Raw genomic sequence first — 26,363 nt, 5'->3', positions numbered from 1 at the left:
TAATGTCCGCTGTTACACGCAAAAACCGAGACGGGCGCACACGCGCCCGTCTCTCTTCTGGCAAAGCTGCAAGCTTCCTGCGCATTGTCTTTTCGCTGGCCATCACATTTTTTGGCCTGCTTCTGGTTACATTCCTGATTGGTCGCGTTCTACCGATCGATCCGGTATTGGCCGCCGTCGGTGATCGTGCCCCACAAGCGGTCTATGACCGGGTGCGCGAAGAAATGGGGCTTAACCTGCCACTTTGGCAGCAATTCTTTATTTATATTTCCAATGTCCTTCAGGGAAATTTCGGTCAGTCGGTTTTAACCGCCAACCCGGTGATCGAAGACATTAAACGCGTCTTCCCCGCCACCCTTGAACTGGCAACCATTGCGACCATTATGGGTGTCATCATCGGCATTCCGGCCGGTGTTTTTGCCGCGATCAACAAAGGTAAATGGCCAGACCATTTGGTCCGTGTCATTGGCCTTGCCGGTTATTCCATGCCGATCTTCTGGCTCGGTCTGATGGGGCTTCTGGTCTTTTACATGAAGCTTGATTGGGTCGCTGGTCCGGGACGTCTTGATTCGTTCTATATGGATTTCATTGAACCGACCACGGGCCTGATGCTGGTTGATACCCTGATCGAAGGCGACATGGACCTGTTCTGGAATGCGGTGTCACATATTGTTCTGCCCGCCTCCATCCTTGCCTATTTCTCGCTGGCCTATATTGCCCGCATGACCCGGTCCTTCATGCTTGAACAGCTTAGTCAGGAATACATTCTGACCGCACGGGTCAAAGGTATATCCGAACATCGCATCATCTGGCGGCATGCATTGGGCAACGTCATGGTGCCCTTGGTCACCGTGATTGCATTGTCTTATGCCAACCTGCTCGAAGGGTCGGTTCTGACCGAAATCATCTTTGCCTGGCCGGGCCTTGGTCTTTACATCACCAACTCGTTGCTCAATGCCGACATGAATGCGGTTCTGGGTGGCACGGTTGTCGTTGGTGCGGTCTTTATCAGTGTAAATATGCTTTCAGACGTGCTGTATCGCCTGCTTGATCCACGGGCGCGGAGATAAGAAGATGACCACACAAACAGATATCTCCAAATCCGCAAAACCCGGTCTGAAACAATGGCTGACCTCGGATACACCCCATTCGCGCTTTCAGGCCAAATGTGGCCGTGCGTGGCTGGGCTGGATCAAGTTTTCGGAAAACAAACTGGCCATGATCGGCCTTTCGGTCGTCATGGGCTTGATCTTGGTGACGATCTTCGCCCCGTTGCTTGCCCCCTATGATCCGCTGGCAGCCGATCTTACCAACCGCATTCAACCGCCAAGTGTCGAACACTGGTTCGGAACCGATCAATTGGGCCGCGATATTCTGTCGCGTCTGATTTACGGTGCGCAATATACCTTGCTGATTGTCGGGCTTGTCGCCATTACCGCCGCCCCGCTTGGCCTTCTGGTTGGAACGGCTGCCGGATTCTTTGGCGGTTGGGTTGATTCGGTTTTGATGCGCATCACCGATATCTTTCTCGCTTTCCCGAAACTGATTTTGGCACTGGCCTTTGTCTCGGCCCTCGGACCGGGCATTGAAAACGCCATTTTGGCCATCGCGATTACCGCATGGCCGCCCTATGCCCGTATTGCCCGGGCGGAAACCATCACCGTTCGCAAATCAGACTTTATCGAAGCCGCCCGCCTTCAGGGCACATCGAACTTTGCCCTGATCATTGGTCACATCACACCGATGTGCATGAGTTCGCTTGTCGTGCGTGTCACCCTTGATATGGCCGGGATGATCCTGATTGCGGCCGGTCTTGGTTTCCTGGGTCTTGGCGCACAGCCACCGATGCCAGAATGGGGCGCTATGGTCTCTGATGGTCGTCAGTTCTTGCTTGAACAGTGGTGGGTTGCCACCGTTCCCGGCCTTGCCATTTTCGTCGTCAGCCTGGGCTTCAACCTTCTGGGTGATGGCCTGCGTGATGTTCTTGATCCACGCGGCGGAGATTGATCCATGAGCAACGAAACCCTTCTATCGGTCAAAAACCTCGAAGTGACCTTTGATACACCCAAGGGCACGGTCAATGCTGTGCGCGGTGTGTCCTTTGAACTTGGCCGTGAACGTCTTGGCATTGTTGGCGAATCCGGTTCGGGCAAATCCCAGACCGGGCGGGCCATCCTTGGCCTGACCGCGGCCAATGGCCGCATCACCGCCGATGAAATGAAGTTCCACGACCTTGATCTGGCGACCCTGACGCCAAAACAATGGCGCAAGGTCCGTGGTGCGCGCATTTCCATGATCATGCAGGACCCGAAATATTCGCTAAACCCTGTCATGACCATTGGCGATCAAATCATCGAGGCCTACCGCGAACATCACAAGGTCAACGCCAAAGAAGCCAAACGCCGCGCGTTAGAGATGCTTGAAGCCGTTAAAATCCGCGACCCGGAACGCGTCTTTAACGCCTATCCGCACGAAACATCGGGCGGCATGGGCCAACGCGTCATGATCGCGATGATGCTGATCCCAGATCCGGAATTGATCATTGCCGATGAACCGACATCCGCATTGGACGTCACGGTTCAGCTTCAAGTCATGGCGATTTTGGATGATCTGGTGCGTGATCGCGGCATGGCATTGATTTTCATCAGCCATGATTTGCAGCTGGTTTCAAGTTTCTGCGACCGGGTTCTGGTGATGTATCAGGGCCATGTTGTCGAAGAAATCCGTGCATCCGAACTGCACAATGCCAAACACCCCTATACCAAGGGCCTTTTGAACTGCTTGCCGAAAATGGATGGTGATCATTCCGATCTGCCGATCCTTGAACGCGAAGCAAGCTGGGCAGAGGGATAAGAAAACACCATGATCGAAATTAGTAAGTTGAATGCTTGGTTCGATGACAATCACGTCCTCAAAGATGTTGATATCAAAGTCCCTGAAAACGGATCATTTGGTCTGGTCGGCGAATCCGGTTCGGGCAAATCGACGGTCCTTCGCACCATCACCGGTCTTGTCGATGACTGGGAAGGCGACATTGTCGTCAATAACAAGCAACTGGGCGATAAGCGCGACAAGTCCTTTTACCGTCTGGTGCAAATGGTGTTTCAGGACCCGTTTGGTTCCCTCCATCCCCGCCATACCATCGACCGCATTCTGACCGAACCGGTTGATATTCACGGGCTTGGCAATTCCGATTCCCGCGTGGTCGAGGCGCTAAATCAGGTCGGGCTCGATAACGCATTTCGTTTCCGCTATCCCCATCAGTTATCGGGTGGTCAACGCCAACGTGTGGCGATTGCGCGTGCGCTTATTCTGGAACCAAAAATCCTGCTCCTCGATGAACCGACATCGGCACTGGATGTCTCTATTCAGGCCGAAGTCCTTAATCTTCTGGGGCGTTTGCGCCGTGAACTTGGCCTAACCTATGTCATGGTTAGTCACGATCTCGCCGTGGTTGCCCACATGTGCGACGATATCGCCATCATGAACCATGGCCGCATTGTCGAACGGGCCACCGCCGAACAGCTTGCCGAGGGAACGCTTGAACACCCCTATTCCCAACAGCTTTATAAAGCCGCTGGCGGCTATGACCGCGCCGTGGTCGATACCTTTGTTGATTGGGACTGAACGGAGATACCATGACAAACGCCACCGCCCACAGCTTTGCAACGCCCTTCGCCCCTGCCGACAGCAACCTTACCAATTACCAGCGCAAGCATATCCCGGCCTTCACCTGGGATGCCCATGCCTGTCTGCCGCTTGATCAAAAGACACCGATCGACCTGCTTGATACCTATGTCGCAGGCAAGATTGATTATGTCTGCGTCAATGTCGGCATGGATATGAACTCTGTTGCGCACATCCTGCGCGTGATCGCCGCTTTCCGTGCCAAGATCGCAGCCCACCCCGACAAATACATGCAGATCGAAAGTTTCGATGATCTGGCCATTGCCAAATCCAAGGGGCTGCTGGGTGTCGGGTTTGATCTTGAAGGCTCGGTGATGCTCCAAGATATGCCCGAAATGGTGCCGGTCTTTGCCAAGTTGGGCGTCAAACAAATCCACTTTGCCTATAACCGCAACAATTCGGTCGCGGGCGGCTGTCACGATGTTGATATCCCGCTGACCGATCTTGGCGTTGAAATGGTCAAATCGGTCAATGCCAGTGGCATGATTATGGATTGTTCGCACACCGGACGGCAAAGCTCGCTTGATATCATGCGCGTATCGACCAAACCGGTCGTATTCAGCCACGCCAACCCCAAGGTGCTTGGGGGGCATGAACGCTGCGTTGATGATGAACAGATCAAGGCTTGCGCCGATACCGGCGGGGTAATCGGCATTTGCGGGTTCCAGCGGTTTATCAAATCGCACAACGCGCCGGAAGTCCCCGATATGATCAAACATATCGACTATGCCGTGAAACTGGTCGGGATCGATCATGTCGGCATCGGGCTTGATACCATGCCGTCCGTCGCCGGATGTGATGACTTCCCCGATGGCGTCGACCGCGCCCATTACTGGCCGGTCACAAGCGGCTATGGCCCCGGTGCAGGCGGTGCTGCCGTGTTTGACCCGCGCAAGCTCCCTGCCCTTGCCGACGCCTTGATATCAATCGGCTACTCAACCGATGACGTCGACAAAATCATGGGTGAAAACTTCGTCCGTGTGGCCAAGGCAAGCTGGTAGACACACGCACACCGCCAAAATCAATTAAACCTAAACCGGCCGGGGCAGTTCACGTCTGAACTGCCCCGGTGACGTTCCGGTCATAGATTTAAAACCACGGCTAAATGCAGAAAGCTCGCTATAGCCAAGATGTTCGGCAATGTCGGGGATCGGAAAACTGGTTAGGCGCAGCATGTCGCTTGCGATCCCACCGCGCACTTCATCACGAATAGACCTGAAACTTGTTCCAGCCATATCCAACTCCCGCTGAAAACTGCGCAGGCTCATGGAAAATTCGTCGGCAGCGTCGTGAACATCAATCTGACAATGACGACACAGGGTCGCGACAATCCATGCCTTGGTGGCCGTCGGCAAATCAACATTCTGCTGCAAGTTACTGGCACATGATTGCAGTGCATTGACCAACTGCCAGTGCCGTTCTGAATTGGCCTGCTTCATTGGCTTATTTAAAAGTTCTGCTGGCAGGAAAATCGCGTTCTCGCGCTGCCCCAATCGCACCTGACAGCCAAAGTGATGGCGAAAAGTGCTTAATCCACGGTCATTTCGGTGTTCAAAATCAATGCAGTTAGGCTGCCAATCGTGTCCAAGTGCTGCCAACAGTAACGAATGAAATGATGCTTCGCTGAAAATTGCATCCTGTGTTCGGGTCCGAACCGCGTGCTCGGCAATGCGGTAGGATAGCTTTGCCTGACCATCTTCGACCGACAAACTACAAGATGTGCTGCCCTGCAAGGTTGGAAAGAAACGCGCAAATTTTTCAAGCCCGTGGCCAAGTGTCTGGGCGGTCAAAACCATCTCGGCATGTTTACCAAGCCCCCGGTAACCCCATGTATCTCCAAGCATTAATCCCAATGCCGGATCATTGGTCGCATCCGATGCCAGTTCCAACATGGTGGTAAAAATCATCAAGGGTGTTGATTGCGGCGAGATAAAAAGCCCAGCCCCACCCAACCCTGCGCGCGCAGAAAGCCCGACGTGATCAATGCCCGATTTCCCAAGCATCCCCATCACGCTGTTTAGAACCGAACGGTCAATGGCACCCGAAACACGTTTCATGGGTTATCCATTCCATGGCTTTTCCTAAAGACCTGCATTCAATTGACGTGCCAATTGAATGACAATCCGCCCTGCAACACCAGTGCTGCGGTTCATTTTGGCACCAAATGTCAAATACAGCCGGTCTGCATTTGGGTAGCGTTCTGGAAATAGAAAAATACAAAACTGCCGATCAGGGAACTCGCGACATTCGACATCCCCCGATGGTCAAAACGCGTTTTTCGGCAATTGCCTGAAGTCTAGGAAACAACGTCCATTCAAAGCCCTCCGCGCGCCACCAACGCGGAATTTAAACAGCCATGCCCGATCAATTCGGTTGAGCAGGCGTGTTTACCACCCATAACAGGGAGAAAAAGAATGGATAAATGTTGCAGCAGTGAAAAGGCCGAAGTCACCCACCCGCTTCAGCCCCTGACCGCCGATGAAATCACCAAGGTCGCCGACATCGTCCGCGCAGACCCGCCATATGGTGACAATACCCGCTTTGAAACCATCGAGCTGATGGAACCGGAAAAGGCGGAATTGGCTTACTTCACCCCCGGCGACCCGATCAAGCGCAAGGCGCGGGTCAATGTATTTGACGCCACCAAGGTCAGCGTCACCAAACTCGTGATCAGTATTGATGATGAAAAGATCATTTCAGCAAAAGAACTGCCGGGCAAACGCCCGATGATCCAGCTTGAACAGTTTGTCGAAATCGAAGACATCGTCTGTTCTGACCCGACTTTTATCGCTGCGTGTAAAAAACGCGGTATTACCGATATGTCGATGGTGTGCGTTGATCCGTGGTCAGCGGGTAATTTCGATAAACCCGGCGAAGAAGGCCGCCATCTGGCCCATATTTTCTGCTGGCTGCGCAAACGCGAAAACAGCAACTTCTACGCCAACCCGATCGAAGGCCTAAACGCGGTTGTTGATCTTCTGTCCAAGGAAGTCATCCGGGTTGATGATTATGGTGGCGCGCCAATTCCCGAGGCCGAAGTTAATTACGAAGCCGATTTCTTCACCGAAGACGAATTCCAACCCAAAGCCAAACCGATCAATGTTGTTCAGCCCGAAGGTGTTAATTTCACCCTTGATGGCAACAAAATCAAATGGCGCAATTGGGAATTGGTGATTGGCTTTAACGCCCGTGAATCCCTGACCCTCCATGACATTAAATTCAATGATCGCCCAATCATTCACCGGGCATCAATTGTTGAAATGACGGTGCCTTATGGCAGCCCCGACAACGGCCATTACCGCAAAAACGTCTTTGACATTGGTGAATACGGCATTGGCAAACTGGCCAATTCTTTGACCCTTGGCTGTGACTGTCTTGGCGTGATCAAATATCTTGATGTCACGCTGAACACCATGAACGGTGAACCTTGGACGATTGAAAACGCCATCTGCATCCACGAAGAAGATTCCGGTCTTTTGTGGAAACACATGGATTTTCGCACCGAACGCACCGAAACCCGTCGCGGGGCAAAGCTTGTTATTTCAACCATCTGCACGGTCGGGAATTATGAATATGCCCTGTATTGGTATCTGTTCCTTGATGGCATGATCGAATTTGAAGTCAAGGCAACCGGCATCATCAATACGGCTGCTTGCCTTCCGGGCGAACCGGGCAAATACGCGGTTGAAGTATCGCCCGGTGTGGCTGGTCAAATCCATCAACACATCTTGTGTGCAAGGCTTGATATGGCGATTGATGGCTATGCCAATAGTGCGGTTGAATGTAACACCTTTGCCGATGAACCCGGCCCCGCCAACCCGTATGGCAATGCCTTTTATGAAACCGAAACCGTGCTTGAAACCGAACTTGCCGCCGCGCGCAAGGCCAACCCACCGACCCAGCGATATTGGAAAGTCGTCAATCCCAACAAACTTGGCAAAACCGGTCGCCCCGTGGGCTACAAGCTTGATGCCACCCATTGCGTCACACCGTTCATCAACCCGGATTATCCATCGGGCAAACGGGCAAGTTTCATCCAGAACCATGTCTGGTTCACCGCCTATGACAGCGAAGAACGCTTCCCTGCCGGTGATTTCATGAACCATTCCGATGGCAAAGATGCCCTGTCTGAAATCGTCAAACAGGACCGACCGCTTGCCAACAGCGATCTTGTGATGTGGCATGTCTTTGGCCTGCATCATCAGGTCCGCATGGAAGATTTCCCGGTTCAGCCCTGTGTCACCACCGGTTTCAAACTGATGCCGATGGGCTTCTTTGATGGTAATCCGGCAATTAACCTGCCGCCTGAAAAGAACAAGGCAAGCTGCCCGGCAAACGCCTGATAGCGCCCTGTCAACAAGGCAAGGCATCAAACCATGTCGATCAGCTACGTGATCATAAGCGGGCTTTTAATGGGGCTTGCCAGTAGCCTGCATTGCGCGGGGATGTGCGGGGCAATTGCCGCAAGCATCCTCGCGGCAGGCAACCGCAACACAGCCCCTCACCAACACCCGTTTCGCACCCTGTTATTGATGCAGGCCGGGCGCAGCATGACCTATATCCTTGCCGGTATGCTCGTCGGTGGGTTGGGTGGTTTGTTTGACAGCCTGCTTTTAACCGCTGGCTTTCAACCCGTGATGCGGGTGCTGGCAGGCGGCTTTGTCATTTATGCCGGTTTGGCCGTCATCGGCATTGCCCCGGCCCTTGCCCGGCTGGATCGTTATTTGCCAACCACAGTGTTTCAAACCGCCATGCGACCTGCATTTGTGGGCGATCCCAACGCGGTTAAAGCACCGGCAGGACGCAGAACACCGCATCGCAGCCAAACTCAGTTTCGCAATGGATTGGGGAAATTTTCCATCGGTGCGGCATTGGGCTTAACGCCCTGTGCTATGGTTTATAATGCGCTGTTAACCGCCATGATGGCCGGTTCAAGCACCAAGGCCGGATTGTTTATGGCAAGCTTTGCGATTGCGGCTTTGCCCGCGGTTATCTTTGCCGCCCTTGGCATCAATTTTCTGCGTGGGCGGGCCAACCAAAATCAACTCACCAGTATTGCGCGCACGGCAATCGCGGTTGGCTTAGTCTCTATTGGGCTTTTTACGATGGTAGAACCGGCAAGCAGCCTTATTGCACTTTGCCTAACATTCTAAATCAGCCTGCAATCAATTCGGAACCGATGTTGATTGCCCAACAGTCTTGGGAAGTTCAAGCATCACCTCCGCCCCGCCATAGTCATGCACCAAATCACGGGCTCGAATGGTAACGCTGTGAACATTATCAGGAATTCTCACGCCCGATAAGCCACGGGTAAAGGGCTGCTCATTGACATGCGGGTGCAAAAGTTCCCGCACGCCCAGAACCGCGCCATCCGGTCCCACCACGTCCCACGCATTGGCATAGTGGTCCCAACCGGTATCATCATGCTTAACGCTGATTGTGAACCGAAAAGTCCCGTCTGACGACTTTGTCGCACTTGCCGTAACTACATCGGCTTCGCCAGCGTGGGCCACGGGTAAACCCGACAAAGCCCCACCAGCAAACACCAAACTGACCATTGCGGTAACAAGGTATTGGAATTTCATCGGCGGGGCTCCTGTCATTATAAAACTGCCGGTTCTCTGTGAACTTGTAGCACAATCACCTTGATGTCGTTTTATACATCGGCCTCATCTACCCGCACCGGCCGCGGACGGCCTTCGGCGTCAATGGCGACAAAGGTAAAGGTTGCTTCGGTGACCTTGATGCGGGGTGGCTGATTGCGGCGCAGCACCCAGCTTTCCAGATGCAGAACGATTGATGTATTGCCGATCCGTTCGATATCGCCATACACACATACCGTATCCCCGACATAGACCGGGCGCAGGAATGTCATGCCATCAACGGCGATGGTTGCGATACGGCCTTCGGCGATCTGGCTTGCCAAAACACCACCGGCAATATCCATCTGCGACATCAGCCAACCACCAAAAATATCCCCGCTTGGGTTGGTGTCAGCAGGCATGGCCAAGGTTCGGGTACATAGATCACCGCGCGGCATGGAATTTTCGACCGCTTTTGTTTGCTCATTCTCAATCGCCATCAGGCTCACTCCTGTTTTCGACATGCACAATATAGCATGTCATTTTTTTATTGGACCTCCCGGTCACGGTTTTCTGCGCCTTGCCAGGAAAATGTGATCGCATTGAAAGACCACCCCTTGCATTGGACGTGAAAACACATTTTTATGGGCTGTGTTAACCGACATATGGCACAGACCAGTAACTATATGGTACTCGTTTAACGTCGAGGCATCCAACCCCTCAATATCGATAAACAGATATGCGGCGATGGACCTTGTTTTAAAACAATAAAAGAAGTTGCGTTCCGGGGCATGACCGACCTTTTTGAAGATTCAAACCAATCCACAGATCAAGCTTATTCCGCCAAGGATATCGAAGTTCTTGAAGGCCTAGAGCCTGTCCGACGCCGCCCCGGTATGTATATCGGTGGCACGGATGATGCGGCATTGCATCATCTGGTCGCAGAGATCCTTGATAACTCGATGGATGAAGCTGTCGCAGGGCACGCTGACTGGATCGAACTGGAACTGAAACCGGACAACACCGTTCTTGTCCGCGATAACGGGCGTGGTATTCCAACCGACCCGCATCCGAAGTTTCCAGATAAATCGGCCCTTGAAGTGATCCTGACCACGCTGCATTCAGGCGGTAAGTTTTCGGGCAAGGCATATGAAACATCGGGCGGTTTGCACGGTGTGGGTATGTCTGTCGTGAACGCACTGACCGATATGTTCCGCGTCGAAGTTGCGCGTGATCGCAAACTGGTGTTTCAGGAATATTCCAAAGGCACCCCTTTGGGCCCCCTTCAGGATGGCGGTACGGTTTCCAACCGCCGCGGGACGACGGTTATTTTCCGCCCGGACCCGGAAATTTTCGGCTCGCGCTTAAAGCTTAAAGCCGCGACCATTTTCCGCATGGCCCGATCCAAGGCCTATTTGTATAAGGGTGTTGAAATCCGCTGGTCGGTTGATCCGTCCTTGCTCACAAGCGACGACCCGACCCCGCAGCAAGAAGTCCTGAAATTCCCCAACGGTATTCTCGATTACCTTGAGATGACGTTGCAAGGCCGCGAGCTGATCACCGAGCGTCCCTTTGCCGGTGAAGCAAAATTCAGTGAAAGTGCTGGACGGGTGGAATGGGCAATTGGCTGGCCCGAAAGCGGCGAAGGCTATTTCCATTCTTACTGTAACACCGTCCCGACCCCGCTTGGCGGCACGCACGAAGCCGGTTTCCGCTATGCCCTGACCAAGGCCATCAAATCATATGGCGACATGACCGGTCAGAAAAAAGCCGCCGCCATCACCGCCGAAGATATCTTTGGTGGCGGTTTTGTCATGCTGTCGCTGTTCATTCCCGATCCGCAGTTCCAGGGCCAGACCAAGGAAAAACTGGGCACACAGGGTGCGACCAAACTGGTTGAAACCGCTGTTCGTGACCATTTTGACCATTGGCTGACCGGCGATACGGAAAACGCCAAAAAGCTACTTGAACGCATTATCCTTCGCGCAGAAGACCGCCTGCGCCGCAAGGAAAAGAAAGAAACCAAACGTCAGTCGGCCACTCGCCGCCTGCGTCTTCCGGGCAAGCTTGCCGACTGTTCGCGCTCCATTGCGGCCGGCACTGAAATCTTCCTGGTCGAGGGTGATTCTGCAGGTGGTTCTGCCAAGCAGGCCCGCGATCGCGAAACACAGGCTGTCTTGCCGCTGCGCGGTAAAATTCTGAACGTAGCGTCTGCGACCTACGAAAAGATGATGGCCAATCAGGAAATCAAAGACATGATCGAGGCCTTTGGCTGCGGTTCAGGGTCTGATTTCCGCATCAGTGATCTGCGCTACGAACGCGTTATCATCATGACCGATGCAGACGTCGATGGCGCGCATATCGCATCCCTTCTGATGACTTTCTTCTATCAGGAAATGCCGGGATTGATCGAAAGCGGCCATCTTTACCTTGCCATGCCACCGCTGTATCGCCTGACCCAGGGCGGGAAATCGATCTATGCAATGGATGACGCGGAAAAAGAAACCATCTTGCACGGCGAATTTAAAAACCCGTCCAAGGTCGAAATCTCCCGATTTAAGGGTCTGGGTGAAATGCCCCCGCAGCAGCTTCGTGAAACCACGATGGCGCATAAAAAACGCACCTTGCTGCGTGTGACATTGCCTGATGCGGCTCTGCCCGATGAACGCGGTCAAACCAAGGATCTGGTCACCCGATTGATGGGTAAAAAGCCGGAACTTCGTTTCCAGTTCATTCAGGAACATGCCCGCTTCGTCGAAGATATCGATGTTTAATCTCAGACAGACACCAAATTCAAAACCCGGCCAATGTGCCGGGTTTTTTATGTGCTGGACCTGTGCGCCCAAGATGGTCACATTGACGTGACTTCACGTTTTTTGTCATCCATCTTTGACCTTGCGACCGTAAGATAAGAAAAACCCGTCAAAGGAGAAATCCAATGATCACGCGCAGACTGCTTAATCTTCGTAAAATGTCGTCGCTTGCTGCTTTCGGCGCGGTGTCACTGCTAAGTGCATGTAGTACTGCCCTTATCGAGGCCCCGTTTTACGATGTCAGTGAAGTTCAAAGCTTCAAGGTCGCGGGCGCTCCAAGCCAGATCATGATGCTTGAAATCGTCGATCAGGATGACACCTTTCCCGATGAGACATGGACAACCGCCCTTTCCAATCACGGCTATGCGCCGCGTCTGACCTATGTCACCGACACCACAGACATCGCCGACAATCAGACGATCAAACCCGAAAACCGTCTTGTCGTTGTCGTAAGCCCGACCCAAAGCACCATGCGCGATGGTCTTTGCACCGATCCGCAATCGACTGGCACGGATGGCACTGCGGATCGGGTGATTGTCCGGTTCGGTTTCTGTTCGGGCGACGATATCATTTCGGGAACCCGCGCACGCTTCGTTCAGGCTGACTTCGAACAGCAACTTAGAAACAGTGCTGACACCATCAGCTATCAGCTCTTCCCGATGCATTTTCGCAAGAATAACGACAGATACTGCTCCCCGATGATGGCGGTTTGCTAACGGCGACACTCGGGCTTAACGCGCCAAAAGATCGCTCAGACTGCGCGCAAATACCTTTGGGGTTTCAAGCGGCACATAATGTCCTGCACCGGGCACCGTGATAAACGATGCCCCATTGATGGCATTGGCCATATCACGGTGGCTTTCCGGGCTGATGACGCGGTCCGCTTCGCCCACCATGACACAGCATGGCACGGTGATATCGACCAAGACCGGCATGCTGTCGGGTCTTTCGGCCACAGCTTTGCTTTGACGTTTAAACACATCCGGCCCGCATGCATCGGCCATCTCGGTCAAAAGCCGGATCAGATCGTCATCATTCCGGTTATCGGAATGGATCAAGTCATCCAGCATCGCGTCATTTACCCCCTTAAACGGGGTATTTTCCGCCACCAGATGCGCCAATAACATCCGCCGCCGCCGAATTGCCGGGGCATCTTCGGTTGCGCGGGTGTTGACCAGCATCAAATGACTGACTCGCCCCGGGGCCCGTCGCAGAATTTCAAACGCGACATAGCCACCCATCGACATGCCAACCAGCGCAAACCGCTTTGGCGCAGCCGCCAAAACCGCCTGCGCCATATCAGCAATCGTGTCTTGGTCAAACAACTCACAAAAAACCGGCGATACAGCGTTATGGGAACCGTCGAGCTCGTCATATGCCGTAAGGGCGGGCTGCCACATCTGTCGATCGGCCAGCATGCCTGATAAAAACACAACCGGCACACCATCGGCTGAAACCGGCCCATCAACGTGACCAGACACCTGATCTGTCATTGGCGTCATTTGATCAGCGCGCTCAGTTCCTTAAATTCCGGAGTCCCGGCAACGCGCAGCCATTCAAACATGACACTTTCGCGTGTGACGATCTTGGCCCCGGCATCGCGCATCCGCTCCAATCCGAAAATCTTATCATGCATACTGCGCGACGTTACCGCATCTGCCACAACGTAAACCTCCCGGCCACGCTCGATCAGTTCCATCACCGTTTGCAAAACACAGACATGGGTTTCCATACCGACAACAACGACCTGATCACGACCGGCATTTTCTTCCATCTTTTCAATGAAACCATCAGCCGGAATGGCGGAAAATGCGATTTTGCTCACGACATTGCCGCCATCTGCCGCATCGCTTGGTTTTTCAAGCAGATCAAGAATGGGCTTTGCCGTATGGCCAAGTCCCCTAGGATACTGTTCGGTGACAATCACCGGAACGCCAAGCCGATTGGCACATGTCACCAAAAAACGGCAATTGGCAATTGTTTGTTCGGGTTCCTGACAGGCAGGATAGAGTTTTTCCTGAACATCGATGATAAGCAAACTTGAACGCGCGGCATCCATCAGCACGGCTTTTCTCCCCTAATCTTTATGTATTTTTGCAGGTTACGCTGCCAAACTGTTGCGAACAAGCCTCTCGGCGGGTGCGAAATCGGTTTTCAACACGTTTTTTACGGCGTTTTTCTTGACTTAATTAAGTCTTCGCTTTACGACCCAAACAGCTTTTATAGCACTCGATTAACTTCAACGCATATCATTGCGGGAAAACGAACCATATGAATTTCGCCGATCTCGGTCTGAGCGAAGATATCCTCAAAGCCGTTGCAGACGCCGGCTACGACACCCCGACCCCCATTCAGGCACAAGCAATTCCGTCGGTGCTTATGGCACGCGACATTCTGGGCTGTGCACAAACAGGGACGGGCAAGACAGCCAGCTTCACCCTGCCGATGCTTGATATCTTGCATCACGGCCGGGCGCGCATGCGGATGCCACGGTCCATCATTCTGGAACCGACCCGCGAACTTGCGACCCAAGTGGCGGCAAACTTCGACACCTATGGCAAATATTTGTCACTGTCCAAAGCATTGATTATCGGTGGCGAGTCCGCTTCCGAGCAGGGCAAAATTCTGGAAAAAGGCGCTGATGTGATCATCGCGACGCCAGGACGCCTGATTGATACGTTTGAACGGGGCAAGCTTCTGCTCTCTGATTGCAAATTGCTTGTGATTGACGAAGCCGACCGCATGCTTGATATGGGCTTCATTCCCGATATTGAAAAAATCGTCAGCATGCTGCCCAAGCAACGCCAGACGCTTTTCTTCTCGGCGACCATGCCCAAAGAAATCAAACGCCTTGCGGACAAATTCCTGTCCAATCCAAAAGAAATCACCGTATCGCCGCCTTCGACCATGGCGACCACGGTCGAACACAAACTTCTTGTCATTGACGACATGGACAAGCGCGAAGCCCTTCGCCGCCTGATCCGTGCCGAAGACGTCAAGAACGCCTTTGTGTTCTGCAACCGTAAAAAAGACGTCGACATTCTGTTCAAATCGCTGACCAAGCACGGCTTTAATGCCGGTCGCATGCATGGCGATCTGGCACAAAGCGAACGTACCGAAACGCTGGCCAAATTCAAATCCGGCGAAATCACGCTGCTGATTTGCTCGGACGTTGCCGCACGCGGTATTGACGTTGCCGACGTATCGCACGTGTTTAACTTCGACGTCCCGTTCAATGCCGAAGACTACGTTCACCGTACCGGTCGTACCGGCCGCGCAGGTCGTGCAGGTAAGGCCTACAGCCTTGCCGTGCCCGAAGACGGCAAACTGGTCGCAGCGATCAATAAATCCATCAATATGGATATTCCGCTGACCGAACTTGACGGCATTGAAACGCTTGAGCTCGACTTTACCGGCAAAAAACGCCGCAACAAGAAAAGCCGCAAGCCTGCCGGACGTGATGACAAACCAGAACGTTCTGCCCGCCCGGCACGGCCACAGCGTGACCGCGATGCATCTGCGTCAACGCAACCTTCTTCTGCACCGCAGGAACCGGCCAAGGCCGCGCCTGCTGCACCAAGCGCACCTGCACCCGCTGCTCCGGCACAGGCACCGGCACGGGCTGAACCACAAAAGGCCGCAGCCCCGGCAGCGCGCGAAACACGCAACAACAATGACCGCAACGATCGGTATGAGCGTAATGATCGCAATGACCGTTCAAACCGTAATAATAATAACCGCCGTGATCGCGATGACCGCGATGACAAACCGGGTATCGGATTTGGCGATCATGTTCCGGCGTTTTTGCTGACCCCGGTTCCGGCATCAAGCCTTGGCCGCAAGCCATCTGATGACGTCGAGGAACCTGTAAAGGCGCCGACACGTAAACCGGCGGCAAAGTCACCACGCTCTACCCGCGCAAAAACACCGCGCCGTCCGGCCAAAAAGGCCGCTGATACGGCACCGGTCGAAAACGCAAGTCTGACTGAGGACACTGCTGCACCTGCTGCACCAGAATCGGTTGACGCAGCACCGGCACCGGCCAAGAGCGAAGAAAAGAAACAACGTGCGCCACGCCGCCCACGCAAGAAAGCAGCCCCCAAGGCTGCTGCTGCGGATACCAGCGACGCATCGGAAACAGCTTCAGCCTCTAGCGAAAGCTAAGCTGCCTGTTTCAAACCTGTGCTGTCCTAAAATACGTTGACGGTTTTACTTGAGCCAGCGGATGATCATCCGCTGGCTTTTTGATGCACATTTTCTGGAGTTTGCATTTCCAGAGAGATGTGCGGTCGGATGGTATTGTAAGTATCAACGGCCTCTTTGACCAGTTTACGGAGATCCTCGAAAGTTTTGCACCGGTGTAAGAGGAACTCCTGTTTGAGAATACCGTTCATGCGCTCGGCCAAGGCATTCTGATAACAATCATAGCCATCGGTCATTGACGGTGTAATTTGATGTTTTCTCAACACCTCCTGATAACAGCCTGAACAATATTGGAGCCCCCGATCAGAATGGTGGATCAGCGGCTCTTTGGTGATCCGGTTTTTGATTGCTTGCTTCAAGGCTCCGACAACCTCAGAAGCGGCCATGCTGTGGCTCAGCACATGCCCCATGATCTTGCGCGAGAAGGCGTCTGTCACCAGTGACAGATAATGCACACCTTCATCACTCTCGATATAGGTGATGTCGCTGACAAACACTTGCTCAGGGCGGCTTGGCTTGTGCCCTGCCAACAGGTTCGGATGCTTTCTCATCCAGTGTTTGCTGTGGGTGGTTTTGGTGTAATTCTTTCGTGGCTGTACCAGAAGACGATGCTCTCTGAGCCAGTCAAACAAACGGTCACGCCCCATCTTGATGCCAAGACGACGCAAGTCATCCTGCAGCAAATGATAGAGTTTACGTGCGCCAATCCGGGGCATATGCTGGCGCAAGCGCATGACGCAATCATAAAGTGGTGCGAGCTGTTCCTGTCGTCGGCAACGGCGTTGCAACAACTGGTAAACCGACTGCCTTGAAAGACCAAAACATCGACAGGTCCGGCTCAGACTGACTTGCCCTTGCGCCTGTAATGTTCTCGCAGTTCGGATAAGTACTTTTTTCGCAGACCCGCTCCATATTCCTCATCCATGATGGTGATCATGCCATCCATCACCATGACGCGGATCCGTTCGTCTTCAAGCTCCCTTTCAAGGCGCTTGATCTTCTGTTCAGGCGTTTCTTTCAATGGGGACATGGCTTTGTGCCTCGTTGTCGACCAGTCAAGCTTACCATGTTTGCGCAACCACTTCAGGACAGTACTACGGCCCTGTATGCCATACCGCATCTGTGCCTGCTTGTAGGTCATTTCGCCCTTTTCGACCTGATCTACAACAGCCAGCTTAAAGCCCATATTGTAATCACGTTGTGTGCGCTTACGGCGCTCTATGCCTGACATCGACATTGTCATCTCCTATAGGTGACAACGTATTTCAGGACGAGACAACCAAATCAAAAAGGCCGTCAGATTTTTCTGACGGCCTTTTTGCTGTTAAAACAGATTGTTGTGCTGCGTTATACTGCGCGGAACAATCCGGTCGAAGTTGGTTTTTGCTTTTCCGGGCGACGCTTGCGCATCAGTTTAAGCATGGTTTCAATCGTAATCGACAGCAACGTGGCATGGGTGATCTCTTCGATCTCGTCCATCACCAATGCCAAGGCCGAACCGGCATTGGTATTTTGCACAATGCTGTTTGACGGGCCGGTGCCGACTTCTTCAAACAGTTGCACCACATCCAACAATGTGGTGCGCTTGGCATTGCCACAGAAACGATAGCCCCCACCGGCACCGCGCACCGATTCAACCAGTCCCGCCCGGCCAAGATCGCGCAGAACCTTTGCCAGATGGTTTGTCGATATGCTGTAGCGTTCGGCAATTTCCGATGCTGAAAGCTGACGGTCAGTGTCTTCGGCCAGTTCCAGGACGGCATAAAGGGCAAACAAGGTTGCCTTTTGCAAAGACATCATAGCTTAAGCCCCCTCTTCCATATCGGTTTCAAGCTGAATGAACGGGCCTGCCATCATGCCTTGAGACCGGAAGAACGACATAAGGTCGGTGGCATCACGCGGGATCATGGTACGGATTTTCGTCACACCCGCCTTGCGGAAGCAGCGGCAAAGCTCGTTATACAAAATCGTGCCAATACCGCCCATACGCAGGTTCGGCTCAACACTTACCGTCCCGACCCAGCCACAGGGAACCGAATTGAACTCCCAGGAACGCACTTCGCCGAAAATACAGCCAAGCAACTTGCCGTCTTCTTCTGCAATCAGGAAGAAACGGGAATCTTTGCGGTTGCCATATCGGGTGAACAGATCGTCCCAATATTCCGGTTTTCGCAAACCCGTTGTCCGGTCATCAAGACCAACGACATTTTGCAAGTCCGCAACAACTGCCGGACGGATATTGATTTTATGCTCGCCAATCGTGACCAGGTTATATCCCGGCGTATTTTGCGCAGCGTCCACCATATGTGCCTTTCCATAACGTGGCTGGCTTTGGCCAACCTCTCCCAACTCCCGACAGGAGAATAACCACAATCAAAATAAGTAAATTGGTACGATTATACTATACTGCGAAGGTAGGACACGGCAATGATAAGTTCCGCTGCGACTGCTCACAAAGCCAAGCATTCCAAGGAATTGAACGACATACTGGCATTCATCTGCTCTGGCAAGTGCAATACAGATATTTGCCGTAAGCGCAGCGCCCGCTCAACAACACATAGACAATGTAAAAAATGTGGTCTTGAACGACGCAAAGATTGACAGAAACGCCAAGTCATGGCTTATCGCGCAGCAGAAAACACTTACAGATAATTGTAATTTTGGCAAAAGATGCCAACAATTATCTGATGTAAGCGGGCTTGATTTTCGGCCAGTATTTTATCGTCCAAAGGAGTGTGGCACGCCATGGCGCGCAACGGTTTCGACGCAATTGATCGCAAAATTCTTCGTGAAATTCAGGAAGATGGGCGAATCTCCATGGTCGAATTGGCTGACAAGGTTGGCCTGTCCGTTTCCCCCTGCCTACGGCGTCTGCGCAAGCTTGAAGAAAGCGGCGTCATCCGCAAATATGTCGCCCTTCTCAACCCGTCACACCTTCATCTTGGTGTGAATGTCTTTGTCACGGTATCCCTGACCCAGCACGATGAACCCTCACTCCGCCGATTTGAAACCGCCGTGCAGGAACATCCGGAAATCGTTGATTGCTATGCCATGGTCGGCAATCAGGATTATATGATGCGCATCGTCGTGCCCGATCCGGCGTCTTATCAGCGCTTCCTGTCCGAAGTCATGATGAAGCTACCCGGTGTCGCCAACATGAAATCAAGCTTCACCCTGCATGAAGTCAAAAACAGCACGACACTTCCCGTCGCTGAAACCGACTAACTCCCCGCACCAACGCCCATTGCCATATCATCTGAATGCCGCCCAATACGGGTCGGCAAACGTGATCTGATATGCCGTCTCAGACAACTTTCTGACGACGGTCCGGAATGATCGTCGGGAACAGCGCGGCCAAGGTCACCCCGCGCAGCAAGAAGAATCCGTTAAACGCTGCCCACAGCATGTGATTGCTGCCCATGCTGACCGCGACCCACGCAAACACCCCGTAAATCGCGACTGATAGCAACATCATGTTGCGCCATTGCTTGGTCTGCATGGCGCCTAAAAACACGCCATCAAACTGAAAACCAAGCACACCCGTGATGGGCAGAATGACCGCCCACAGCAAATATTCATACGATGCCGCACGGACGTCTTCGATGCTGGTCAGGGCATCAATCACCCATGGGCCAGCAAGCGCAAACACAACCGCCATCGCCAAGGCCGACACAATGCCCCAGATCGTTGTTTTGCGGACCGCCCACAAGAACTGCTTGCGCCGCTCCGCACCATAAGCCTGCCCGACAAGGGTTTCGGCCGCATGGGCAAATCCATCCAGCGCAAAGGACCCGAACATCAAAAAGTTCTGCAAAACTGCATTGGCCGCCAAGGTGACTTCGCCAAACCGGGCGGAAAAACTGGTAAACAGCGCAAAGGCCGATGTCAGCGCCATGGTGCGGATAAAGATATCGCCATTGATCTTCATCAGTTTGGCAAGCTGCACCCGATCCAGAATGCCAATCCCGCGCCAACTGCCGCCAAGACGCTTGAGATGCTTCTGCATCAGGAACCATCCCAACACCACACCGGAATAATCGGCAATAACGGTTGCCCCCGCCACCCCGCGCACATCCCAGCCAAATCCTTGGACAAACAAGATATCAAGGATGATGTTGAGCGAGTTTAAAACCACCTGAAAGATAAACACCGCTTTGCTGTCACGCATGGCAAGCAACCAGCCCAGCATGCAATATTGCATCAAGGTCGCAGGCGATGCCCAAATGCGCACATGGAAATAGTCCCGTGCCGCGGCTTCGACTGCCGGGGTCGGCGCAATCAGCGACATGGCCAATTCAATGATCGGCCATTGCAAAACCATCACGGCAAACCCGGCAACAATTGCAATCAGCGCGGCACGGGCGAAAACTGCGCGCACCCCGTTGGGATCACGGCGGCCATAGGCCTGTGCCGCCAGACCCGTCGTTGCCATGCGTAAAAAGCCGAAACTCCAGAACACATAGGAAAAGATCAAAGCACCAATCGCAACCGCGCCAAGGTAATGCGGGCTGTCAAGATGACCGACAACAGCCGTATCAACGGCACCCAGCAGGGGAACCGTTGCATTGGAAAGAATAATCGGCAGGGTCAACGCAAGAACACGTCGATCCCCTTTGCCGAACCAGCGGCGCATGCGGTTCATCTCGGTCTCTCATCAAATCGATGCTGTGGGGCATTCCGGTGAACCGGAAGATTTCTTGTTACATAGATTAAGGCAAGGCAAAAGACGGGTTTTTTGCCTTCCGGTATTCAAAAAATCCACATCGTTGAATTTCCCGATGTCCTGCCCCTACCTTTTCGCGGAATTCGGCTTCCATTTTTCGACGATCAAAAAGTCATTTTGAAATACCAGATGGCACGCCCCCTCGAAACATCATTGTAACATTTTGTTTTTAATGACTATTTTCATTTTCACAGATTTAACACCGCGTAATAGGGAGAATTCGAAATCCCTATACCAAGGCATAGCCAACTCATCACAAAGTAGAAAAACACCCGGAAATATTTCGTAATTCTTATTATACCTCGCGATCCATCCACAATTTTATCCACAGGCTGAGCATTCAAACACGCCCGAACAATGCTTCTCTCAAATCACTCCGATGCGGTGCAGTGCAAAAATTGCTGGTGGTCTACCCATTGCATTGCTAAGCAGGGACAAAGGAATAATCAGGAAAGTCATAATGAGCACCAACACATTACTGTCCGGACCGACATTGCCCACCACATCGGGCACCACCAAAAGCGTGGTAATTTTGCTGCACGGCTACGGCGCCGACGGGAATGATTTGATTGGCCTGGCACCGCATTTCGCACGCGCCCTGCCCTACACAACATTCTATTCGCCAAACGCGCCCTTCCCGTGCGAAATGTCGCCGTTTGGTCGCCAATGGTTCAGCCTTGCCGAATATGATCCTGAATTTTTGCGCCGCGCACCTGAAACCATGTCCGGTGCCCTTGCTGCAATGGCTGAAGGGGCCAATAAAAATGCATCCTACATCCATGATTTCATCGATCATGTGATGGAAACCCATGGCATCACCGAAGACAAGATTGCCCTGATCGGGTTTTCACAAGGCACCATGATGTCGCTGCAAGCCGCCCCGCGCCGTGAAAAACAGATTGCGGGCGTCGTCGGTTTTTCCGGTGCCCTTCTGGGCGAAGCCGCCTTTGCTGCTGAGCTAAAATCACGCCCGCCGATGGTTCTGATCCATGGCACCGCGGATCCGGTTGTCCCGATTGAAGCATCGCGCCTTGCAACGGAAACCTTGCGTGCCAACGACATTGACGTTGCCTTGCATGAACGCCCCAATTTGCAGCACGGCATTGACGAAGACGGCATCATGATTGCCGTCAAATTCCTTAAAACCCGACTGGGTTAATTGCGCGGCCCATCGCACGCGATTTTGCGCTGATGCAATTTGCGGAATGCCAACGCTCTTAAACCGTTCGATCTAAACCCAAAAAACGCCTGCATCACATTCTGATGTCAGGCGTTTTTTGGGTTATGGCACGTGTTTATTTTCGACATCTTATTGAAACTTACAGTCCAGATCGCCAATTGGGTTACACCCCTTCCTACGTATAGAATCATATACTTAAGGGTGTTTTTATCGAATGTCGTCTGAAACGGGCGACATTTCCAGCCCCAAGGCTGAGTTCTTCGGAGAAACGTCGATGCTACAACAAATAAAAATCGGTCATAAGATCACTATTCTTTCGGTTTTTGCATTAATCGGCCTGATCGGTATTACCGCGTTTGAACTTTTAAGCCTGCGCACCATCCTGCTTGAAGACCGCAAAGAAAAAATTCAGTCTCTTACAGAATTTACGGTCTCCTTGGCCGACGATTACCAAGCCAAGGTCACGGCAAAGGAAATGGATCAGGACGCTGCAATCGCCGCCTTCTACGCCGAAGTAGCAGCGGGGCGCTATGATGATGGCACGGGGTATTTCTTTGCTCTTGATAAAGACAGCGTCATGGTCATGCATGGCGCAAACGCCGCACTGACCAACAAACCCATGGGCGACACCAAAGATCCGACCGGGACGTTTTTCATCCGCAATCTGGTTGAAGTCGGCCTCAAACCCGGCGGCGGTTTCTCATCCTATTTCTGGCCAAAACCGGGCGAGGACAAGGACCTTACATTTGAAAAACTGTCCTTCTCTCAAACGCTGCCGTGGGGGCATGTCATTGGAACCGGTATCTATATCGACGATGTTGACGAAATCTTCTATCAAAGCGCGACAAAACTGATCGCCATCAGTGCTGGCATCATCCTTCTCATTGCCTGTATCGGCATGCTGATCGGACGCGATATTACATCGGGCCTGCGCAAACTATCTGCCCGCATGACCCATATTGCTGACGGAAACCTTGATGGCGAGATCGAAGGTCAGGACCGCCGCGATGAAGTCGGTGACATGGCAAAAACGGTTGTCGCCTTCCGCAAACAGGCGCAACAAAACCATGACCTGCAATCGCGTCAAAAACAGCTTGAAGCAGATGCCGATGAAAAGCGCCGTTCGAGCGTGCTGGACATGGCCAACAGCCTTGAACAACGTGTCAAAGGTCTGATCAAGGCGATCTCTGCCTCGATCTCCGAGATGAAACAGGCCACTGCCAATATGGAAGAAGCCAGCAACACAAATAGCAGCCTTTCTGCTGCCGTTGCTTCGGCCACCACCCAGACATCGGCCAATGTTCAAACAGTTTCGGCCGCAACCGAAGAACTCACCGCGTCTTCTGACGAGATCGCTCATCAAATCTCGCAGTCTGCCGATATTGCAAACCGGGCCAATCAAGAAGCGGCACGCACCAATGAAACGGTGACCGGCCTTGCCGAAGCTGCCCAGAAAATTGGTGATGTTGCCAAACTGATCGGTGATATTGCTGAACAGACCAACCTGCTGGCACTGAACGCCACGATCGAAGCCGCCCGTGCCGGTGATGCGGGCAAAGGCTTTGCCGTGGTCGCATCCGAGGTTAAAAACCTTGCCAACCAGACCGCCAAAGCAACCGAAGAAATCAATCAGCAAATCCTCTCGGTGCAAAATGAAACCGGTGAAGCGGTCGAAGCCATCCGACTGATTTCCGAAACCATCGCACAAGTCGCTGATAGCTCAACCGCAATTGCCGCCGCTGTCGAAGAACAGCATGCCGCCATTGGCGAAATCTCGCGCAGTGTCTCGCAAGCAGCAAGCGGCACCAGCGAAGTTTCCCAGCGGATCGCAACGGTGAATGAAAATGCGGGTCGCGTAACATCTGGCACCACTCAGCTGGCCCATTCGGCTGAGAAGTTGGTCGACGAAGCCCGCTCGCTTGACGAAGCCGTTGAAAGCTTCCTTGCCGACCTTCGTAAAAGTGCCACGGCCTAAAAACCTGTTCTAAAAATCGGACCACAGCAAACACCAACAAAAAAAGCCGCCCCATATATCACGGGGCGGCTTTTGCTTTGAGTTATCTCGCTATTCGGGCTTGGTTATTTACGATCCGCTTCGATATCAATTTCAATCGTGACATCATCGCCGACTTGCGCGGTATCGCTCCATTGGCCTTGGCCAACGCCAAAATCGGTCCGCTTGATGGTAACTTCGCCTTTGGCCTCGGCCTTATCGCCGGTGATTTCAAGATCAAATGGCAACGTGACTTCGCGCGTCACATCACGGATCGTAAGGTCGGCTACCGCCTGATACTTGCCCGGCGAAATTTCGCTAAACGACTTTGTCACGAACTGCGCCGTTGGCCATTGCCCGGCATCAAACCAGTCGGGCGAAACGATTTGACTATCGCGATCACCATTCTGCGTATCGACCGACGCAATATCGATCAATACACTGACCGATGATCCGGCAAGATCATCTGGAGAAAACACGACGGTCGCAGTGAAGGCCTTAAATTCACCTTCGAACTCGGCACCAAGCTGGGTTCCCTTAAATTCGATCTCGCTATCAGTGGCATCGACACCCCATTCATCAGCAGCCTGCGCGGAACCGGCAAAGCCAAGGGCGCTGGCCATCACACCTGCTGCCAGAATGTTTTTCAAGTTGTTAGACATTGCGTTGGTCCTCTGACAGGTTGGCGCTTCCTTTAGTGGCAGCACCGTGTGGCAACATGCGGCGCAATGTCGCGTCGCGGTCGATGAAATGATGTTTCAGGGCTGCGGCAATGTGGGTGCCAACAAGGCCGACAATCGCCCACGACAATCCCCAATGCACGGTTCGCAAAGTTTCAAACAGCTCTTTATTGGGGGCAACAAGGTTTGGCAGGGTGAACAGGCCAAAGACACTGACCGGGAAATTTGCCGCCGATGACATGATCCAGCCGGAAAGCGGCATCGCGATCATCACGCCATATAACCCAAGATGGCCAAGCTTCGCTGCCAGACGTTCGAGTTTGTGATTACCAAGGGCTTTTGGGGTTGGCTCGCACAACCGCCAGACAATGCGCAATACAGCAAGGCTAAGGACCGTTACACCCAATGATTTATGGCGTGACATCCATTCAAGCTTGGCCAGACCCAGCGGCAGTAAATCCATATACCAGCCAATGGAAAACACTGTAATGACCAATGCCGCCATCACCCAATGCAGGCTTTTGGTCACAACGCCAAAACCCTTTTCGTGACTTTTAATCACCATCGAAACCGTCCTTTAGACCGACAAAGACAAAATGGCGGGTGACTTTATCCAAGCCAGTCCCGCCATTCATCTGCATATCGAACTTATTTCTGAAGCAGGAACTCAGAAGAAATCTGCAAGGTGACGTCGTCGCCAACGGCCGGAACCAGATAGGTCATGCCATATTCCGAACGGGTCACAATACCATTGGCAGCAAAACCAAGAATATGATCACCGGTCATCGGATGGTCGCCTTCACCGGTCAGGGTCACGTCAAGAACCAGTGGTTTGGACTGACCAAGAAGGGTCAGATCACCCGTGATTTTGGCGGTGTTGTCACCGGTAAGCTCGACAGAGGTGCTTTTGAAGGTTGCCGTTCCGTGATTTTCAACATCAAAGAAATCAGCTGTTTTCATGTGGTTATCAAGCCCCTCAAAACCGCTATCAACCTGGGTCAGATCGATGGTGATTTCGGCTGATGATGCGGCCAGATCTTCGCGATCAATCGTTACTTCGCCCGATGCGCCACCAAAACGTCCCTGATAATTTGAAAAACCAAGATGGTTCACAATGAAGATGACGCTGGTATGTGACGGATCAAGTTTATAGGTTTCTGCCGCCTGTGCGGAAACAGCCGCACCCGTAAGGCCCGCGGTAATTGCCAGAACAACACCGGCTTTTTTAAGTACGTTCAACATTATCTTTTCCCTCATGTTCATGTCGCGACCTGCAATGCTGCATCGCAAAATATGTGGGATGAGAATGACAGTCTGCGCGGCGGCTCTCAAGCCGGTGCTGGGGCAACACACATATTCTTATTTGGAAACAATATAATGTCGATTTGCCATATTTACGACAATATAAGGACAGTTAGATATATTGGGAACATATCGAGTTTCGGCAGGAATGCTTAGAAAATGCTAAGAAAAAAGCTGACCGCCCCGTGGGTGTCAGCTTT

General features: G+C 52.7%; 25 protein-coding genes. 13 read left to right on the top strand and 12 right to left on the bottom strand.

Annotated features, from left to right (window positions below; translation table 11 throughout):
- The first annotated feature begins 2 nt into the window (after positions 1 to 2).
- From ACQ0MK_RS05105 to ACQ0MK_RS05085, 5 genes are read left to right on the top strand one after another with little or no spacing between them, the layout of a single operon-like run.
- Positions 3 to 1,070 carry an ABC transporter permease gene (locus ACQ0MK_RS05105; protein ID WP_350161298.1) on the top strand — a complete coding sequence of 356 codons (1,068 nt, stop codon included), beginning with the start codon at positions 3 to 5 and terminating at the stop codon, positions 1,068 to 1,070.
- 4 nt (positions 1,071 to 1,074) lie between these two features.
- Entirely contained in the window at positions 1,075 to 2,007 is a 933-nt protein-coding gene (gene nikC / locus ACQ0MK_RS05100) for a nickel transporter permease (protein ID WP_430475101.1), read from the top strand.
- Between the two features lie 3 nt (positions 2,008 to 2,010).
- Positions 2,011 to 2,853: an ABC transporter ATP-binding protein gene (locus tag ACQ0MK_RS05095; protein ID WP_430475100.1), complete on the top strand. Its 843-nt coding sequence runs from the start codon at positions 2,011 to 2,013 to the stop codon at positions 2,851 to 2,853.
- Between the two features lie 9 nt (positions 2,854 to 2,862).
- Positions 2,863 to 3,627, top strand: a complete 765-nt coding sequence (locus ACQ0MK_RS05090; RefSeq protein ID WP_430475099.1) for an ABC transporter ATP-binding protein — start codon at positions 2,863 to 2,865, stop codon at positions 3,625 to 3,627.
- A gap of 11 nt (positions 3,628 to 3,638) precedes the next feature.
- Complete coding sequence (locus tag ACQ0MK_RS05085) at positions 3,639 to 4,688, top strand: dipeptidase (RefSeq protein ID WP_430475098.1); 1,050 nt, start codon at positions 3,639 to 3,641, stop codon at positions 4,686 to 4,688.
- 30 nt (positions 4,689 to 4,718) lie between these two features.
- Here the strand turns inward: ACQ0MK_RS05085 and ACQ0MK_RS05080 are convergent, their stop codons facing one another.
- Complete coding sequence (locus ACQ0MK_RS05080) at positions 4,719 to 5,744, bottom strand: AraC family transcriptional regulator ligand-binding domain-containing protein (protein WP_430475097.1); 1,026 nt, start codon at positions 5,742 to 5,744, stop codon at positions 4,719 to 4,721.
- Between the two features lie 357 nt (positions 5,745 to 6,101).
- Between ACQ0MK_RS05080 and ACQ0MK_RS05075 the strand changes: the two genes are divergently transcribed.
- Both ACQ0MK_RS05075 and ACQ0MK_RS05070 read left to right on the top strand, forming a co-directional pair.
- Positions 6,102 to 8,030 carry a primary-amine oxidase gene (locus ACQ0MK_RS05075; protein ID WP_430475096.1) on the top strand — a complete coding sequence of 643 codons (1,929 nt, stop codon included), beginning with the start codon at positions 6,102 to 6,104 and terminating at the stop codon, positions 8,028 to 8,030.
- Between the two features lie 33 nt (positions 8,031 to 8,063).
- Positions 8,064 to 8,840: a sulfite exporter TauE/SafE family protein gene (locus ACQ0MK_RS05070; protein WP_430475095.1), complete on the top strand. Its 777-nt coding sequence runs from the start codon at positions 8,064 to 8,066 to the stop codon at positions 8,838 to 8,840.
- A 12-nt stretch (positions 8,841 to 8,852) separates the two neighbouring features.
- On the opposite strand, the gene ACQ0MK_RS05065 is transcribed toward ACQ0MK_RS05070, so the two are convergent.
- Both ACQ0MK_RS05065 and ACQ0MK_RS05060 read right to left on the bottom strand, forming a co-directional pair.
- Positions 8,853 to 9,272 (bottom strand): hypothetical protein, encoded by a 420-nt coding sequence (locus tag ACQ0MK_RS05065; protein WP_430475094.1) that lies wholly within the window; start codon positions 9,270 to 9,272, stop codon positions 8,853 to 8,855.
- 71 nt (positions 9,273 to 9,343) lie between these two features.
- Complete coding sequence (locus ACQ0MK_RS05060) at positions 9,344 to 9,769, bottom strand: acyl-CoA thioesterase (RefSeq protein ID WP_430475093.1); 426 nt, start codon at positions 9,767 to 9,769, stop codon at positions 9,344 to 9,346.
- 291 nt (positions 9,770 to 10,060) lie between these two features.
- On the opposite strand from ACQ0MK_RS05060, the gene parE reads away from it, so the two are divergent.
- Positions 10,061 to 12,043, top strand: coding sequence for a DNA topoisomerase IV subunit B (parE, locus tag ACQ0MK_RS05055; protein ID WP_350041270.1), 1,983 nt, complete (start codon positions 10,061 to 10,063; stop codon positions 12,041 to 12,043).
- Positions 12,044 to 12,207: 164 nt separating this feature from the next.
- Positions 12,208 to 12,798: a hypothetical protein gene (locus tag ACQ0MK_RS05050; RefSeq protein WP_430475092.1), complete on the top strand. Its 591-nt coding sequence runs from the start codon at positions 12,208 to 12,210 to the stop codon at positions 12,796 to 12,798.
- Between the two features lie 15 nt (positions 12,799 to 12,813).
- Here ACQ0MK_RS05050 and ACQ0MK_RS05045 read toward each other — a convergent pair whose 3' ends face one another.
- Together ACQ0MK_RS05045 and ACQ0MK_RS05040 are read right to left on the bottom strand one after the other, a co-directional pair.
- Positions 12,814 to 13,584, bottom strand: coding sequence for an alpha/beta fold hydrolase (locus ACQ0MK_RS05045; RefSeq protein ID WP_430475091.1), 771 nt, complete (start codon positions 13,582 to 13,584; stop codon positions 12,814 to 12,816).
- Positions 13,581 to 14,141, bottom strand: coding sequence for a hydrolase (locus ACQ0MK_RS05040; RefSeq protein WP_430476003.1), 561 nt, complete (start codon positions 14,139 to 14,141; stop codon positions 13,581 to 13,583). Before ACQ0MK_RS05040 ends, ACQ0MK_RS05045 begins: the two co-directional genes overlap by 4 nt.
- Positions 14,142 to 14,353: 212 nt before the next feature.
- Here ACQ0MK_RS05040 and ACQ0MK_RS05035 point away from each other — a divergent pair, with 212 nt between their 5' ends.
- Entirely contained in the window at positions 14,354 to 16,246 is a 1,893-nt protein-coding gene (locus tag ACQ0MK_RS05035; protein ID WP_430475090.1) for a DEAD/DEAH box helicase, read from the top strand.
- Positions 16,247 to 16,311: 65 nt separating this feature from the next.
- Here ACQ0MK_RS05035 and ACQ0MK_RS05030 read toward each other — a convergent pair.
- The 3 genes from ACQ0MK_RS05030 to ACQ0MK_RS05020 form a co-directional block, all read right to left on the bottom strand.
- Positions 16,312 to 17,522, bottom strand: a protein-coding gene (locus tag ACQ0MK_RS05030; protein ID WP_430474919.1) for an IS3 family transposase whose coding sequence is annotated in 2 segments (ribosomal slippage) — positions 16,312 to 17,183 and positions 17,183 to 17,522 — 1,212 coding nt in all. Because the reading frame shifts where the segments join, the coding sequence is not laid out codon by codon here.
- Positions 17,523 to 17,632: 110 nt separating this feature from the next.
- Entirely contained in the window at positions 17,633 to 18,085 is a 453-nt protein-coding gene (locus tag ACQ0MK_RS05025) for an Rrf2 family transcriptional regulator (RefSeq protein WP_350041275.1), read from the bottom strand.
- A gap of 3 nt (positions 18,086 to 18,088) precedes the next feature.
- Complete coding sequence (locus ACQ0MK_RS05020) at positions 18,089 to 18,589, bottom strand: GNAT family N-acetyltransferase (RefSeq protein ID WP_430475089.1); 501 nt, start codon at positions 18,587 to 18,589, stop codon at positions 18,089 to 18,091.
- 441 nt (positions 18,590 to 19,030) lie between these two features.
- On the opposite strand from ACQ0MK_RS05020, the gene ACQ0MK_RS05015 reads away from it, so the two are divergent.
- Complete coding sequence (locus tag ACQ0MK_RS05015; RefSeq protein ID WP_350041277.1) at positions 19,031 to 19,510, top strand: Lrp/AsnC family transcriptional regulator; 480 nt, start codon at positions 19,031 to 19,033, stop codon at positions 19,508 to 19,510.
- Positions 19,511 to 19,589: 79 nt separating this feature from the next.
- Here the strand turns inward: ACQ0MK_RS05015 and ACQ0MK_RS05010 are convergent, their stop codons facing one another.
- The gene (locus ACQ0MK_RS05010) at positions 19,590 to 20,927 is read right to left on the bottom strand and encodes an MATE family efflux transporter (RefSeq protein ID WP_430475088.1); all 1,338 of its coding nucleotides are present in this window, start codon (positions 20,925 to 20,927) and stop codon (positions 19,590 to 19,592) included.
- A 541-nt stretch (positions 20,928 to 21,468) separates the two neighbouring features.
- Here ACQ0MK_RS05010 and ACQ0MK_RS05005 point away from each other — a divergent pair.
- Both ACQ0MK_RS05005 and ACQ0MK_RS05000 read left to right on the top strand, forming a co-directional pair.
- Positions 21,469 to 22,167, top strand: coding sequence for an alpha/beta hydrolase (locus ACQ0MK_RS05005; RefSeq protein ID WP_430475087.1), 699 nt, complete (start codon positions 21,469 to 21,471; stop codon positions 22,165 to 22,167).
- Between the two features lie 295 nt (positions 22,168 to 22,462).
- The gene (locus ACQ0MK_RS05000; RefSeq protein ID WP_430475086.1) at positions 22,463 to 24,163 is read left to right on the top strand and encodes a methyl-accepting chemotaxis protein; all 1,701 of its coding nucleotides are present in this window, start codon (positions 22,463 to 22,465) and stop codon (positions 24,161 to 24,163) included.
- A gap of 104 nt (positions 24,164 to 24,267) precedes the next feature.
- Here ACQ0MK_RS05000 and ACQ0MK_RS04995 read toward each other — a convergent pair whose 3' ends face one another.
- The 3 genes from ACQ0MK_RS04995 to ACQ0MK_RS04985 all read right to left on the bottom strand — a co-directional run bounded on the left by ACQ0MK_RS04995 (position 24,268) and on the right by ACQ0MK_RS04985 (position 26,103).
- Complete coding sequence (locus ACQ0MK_RS04995; protein ID WP_430475085.1) at positions 24,268 to 24,843, bottom strand: YceI family protein; 576 nt, start codon at positions 24,841 to 24,843, stop codon at positions 24,268 to 24,270.
- Positions 24,836 to 25,426, bottom strand: a complete 591-nt coding sequence (locus ACQ0MK_RS04990; RefSeq protein WP_430475084.1) for a cytochrome b — start codon at positions 25,424 to 25,426, stop codon at positions 24,836 to 24,838. The genes ACQ0MK_RS04995 and ACQ0MK_RS04990 overlap by 8 nt, the downstream gene beginning before the upstream one ends.
- Before the next feature lie 83 nt (positions 25,427 to 25,509).
- Positions 25,510 to 26,103, bottom strand: a complete 594-nt coding sequence (locus tag ACQ0MK_RS04985; RefSeq protein WP_430475083.1) for a YceI family protein — start codon at positions 26,101 to 26,103, stop codon at positions 25,510 to 25,512.
- Between the last annotated feature and the right edge of the window lie 260 nt (positions 26,104 to 26,363).

It is taken from the genome of Thalassospira lucentensis (assembly GCF_050516545.1).
In the GTDB taxonomy this organism is placed as follows: domain Bacteria; phylum Pseudomonadota; class Alphaproteobacteria; order Rhodospirillales; family Thalassospiraceae; genus Thalassospira; species Thalassospira lucentensis_C.
The sequence above is the reverse complement of the archived record's forward strand: the minus strand, read 5'-3'. Positions and strand labels throughout refer to the sequence as shown.

Excerpts from the sequence above, each read along its gene's own strand:
- ACQ0MK_RS05105 (WP_350161298.1), top strand. The coding sequence starts at position 3 with ATGTCCGCTGTTACACGCAAAAACCGAGACGGGCGCACACGCGCCCGT.
- nikC (WP_430475101.1), top strand. The coding sequence starts at position 1,075 with ATGACCACACAAACAGATATCTCCAAATCCGCAAAACCCGGTCTGAAA.
- ACQ0MK_RS05095 (WP_430475100.1), top strand. The coding sequence starts at position 2,011 with ATGAGCAACGAAACCCTTCTATCGGTCAAAAACCTCGAAGTGACCTTT.
- ACQ0MK_RS05090 (WP_430475099.1), top strand. The coding sequence starts at position 2,863 with ATGATCGAAATTAGTAAGTTGAATGCTTGGTTCGATGACAATCACGTC.
- ACQ0MK_RS05085 (WP_430475098.1), top strand. The coding sequence starts at position 3,639 with ATGACAAACGCCACCGCCCACAGCTTTGCAACGCCCTTCGCCCCTGCC.
- ACQ0MK_RS05080 (WP_430475097.1), bottom strand. The coding sequence starts at position 5,744 with ATGAAACGTGTTTCGGGTGCCATTGACCGTTCGGTTCTAAACAGCGTG.
- ACQ0MK_RS05075 (WP_430475096.1), top strand. The coding sequence starts at position 6,102 with ATGGATAAATGTTGCAGCAGTGAAAAGGCCGAAGTCACCCACCCGCTT.
- ACQ0MK_RS05070 (WP_430475095.1), top strand. The coding sequence starts at position 8,064 with ATGTCGATCAGCTACGTGATCATAAGCGGGCTTTTAATGGGGCTTGCC.
- ACQ0MK_RS05065 (WP_430475094.1), bottom strand. The coding sequence starts at position 9,272 with ATGAAATTCCAATACCTTGTTACCGCAATGGTCAGTTTGGTGTTTGCT.
- ACQ0MK_RS05060 (WP_430475093.1), bottom strand. The coding sequence starts at position 9,769 with ATGGCGATTGAGAATGAGCAAACAAAAGCGGTCGAAAATTCCATGCCG.
- parE (WP_350041270.1), top strand. The coding sequence starts at position 10,061 with ATGACCGACCTTTTTGAAGATTCAAACCAATCCACAGATCAAGCTTAT.
- ACQ0MK_RS05050 (WP_430475092.1), top strand. The coding sequence starts at position 12,208 with ATGATCACGCGCAGACTGCTTAATCTTCGTAAAATGTCGTCGCTTGCT.
- ACQ0MK_RS05045 (WP_430475091.1), bottom strand. The coding sequence starts at position 13,584 with ATGACGCCAATGACAGATCAGGTGTCTGGTCACGTTGATGGGCCGGTT.
- ACQ0MK_RS05040 (WP_430476003.1), bottom strand. The coding sequence starts at position 14,141 with ATGGATGCCGCGCGTTCAAGTTTGCTTATCATCGATGTTCAGGAAAAA.
- ACQ0MK_RS05035 (WP_430475090.1), top strand. The coding sequence starts at position 14,354 with ATGAATTTCGCCGATCTCGGTCTGAGCGAAGATATCCTCAAAGCCGTT.
- ACQ0MK_RS05025 (WP_350041275.1), bottom strand. The coding sequence starts at position 18,085 with ATGATGTCTTTGCAAAAGGCAACCTTGTTTGCCCTTTATGCCGTCCTG.
- ACQ0MK_RS05020 (WP_430475089.1), bottom strand. The coding sequence starts at position 18,589 with ATGGTGGACGCTGCGCAAAATACGCCGGGATATAACCTGGTCACGATT.
- ACQ0MK_RS05015 (WP_350041277.1), top strand. The coding sequence starts at position 19,031 with ATGGCGCGCAACGGTTTCGACGCAATTGATCGCAAAATTCTTCGTGAA.
- ACQ0MK_RS05010 (WP_430475088.1), bottom strand. The coding sequence starts at position 20,927 with ATGAACCGCATGCGCCGCTGGTTCGGCAAAGGGGATCGACGTGTTCTT.
- ACQ0MK_RS05005 (WP_430475087.1), top strand. The coding sequence starts at position 21,469 with ATGAGCACCAACACATTACTGTCCGGACCGACATTGCCCACCACATCG.
- ACQ0MK_RS05000 (WP_430475086.1), top strand. The coding sequence starts at position 22,463 with ATGCTACAACAAATAAAAATCGGTCATAAGATCACTATTCTTTCGGTT.
- ACQ0MK_RS04995 (WP_430475085.1), bottom strand. The coding sequence starts at position 24,843 with ATGTCTAACAACTTGAAAAACATTCTGGCAGCAGGTGTGATGGCCAGC.
- ACQ0MK_RS04990 (WP_430475084.1), bottom strand. The coding sequence starts at position 25,426 with ATGGTGATTAAAAGTCACGAAAAGGGTTTTGGCGTTGTGACCAAAAGC.
- ACQ0MK_RS04985 (WP_430475083.1), bottom strand. The coding sequence starts at position 26,103 with ATGTTGAACGTACTTAAAAAAGCCGGTGTTGTTCTGGCAATTACCGCG.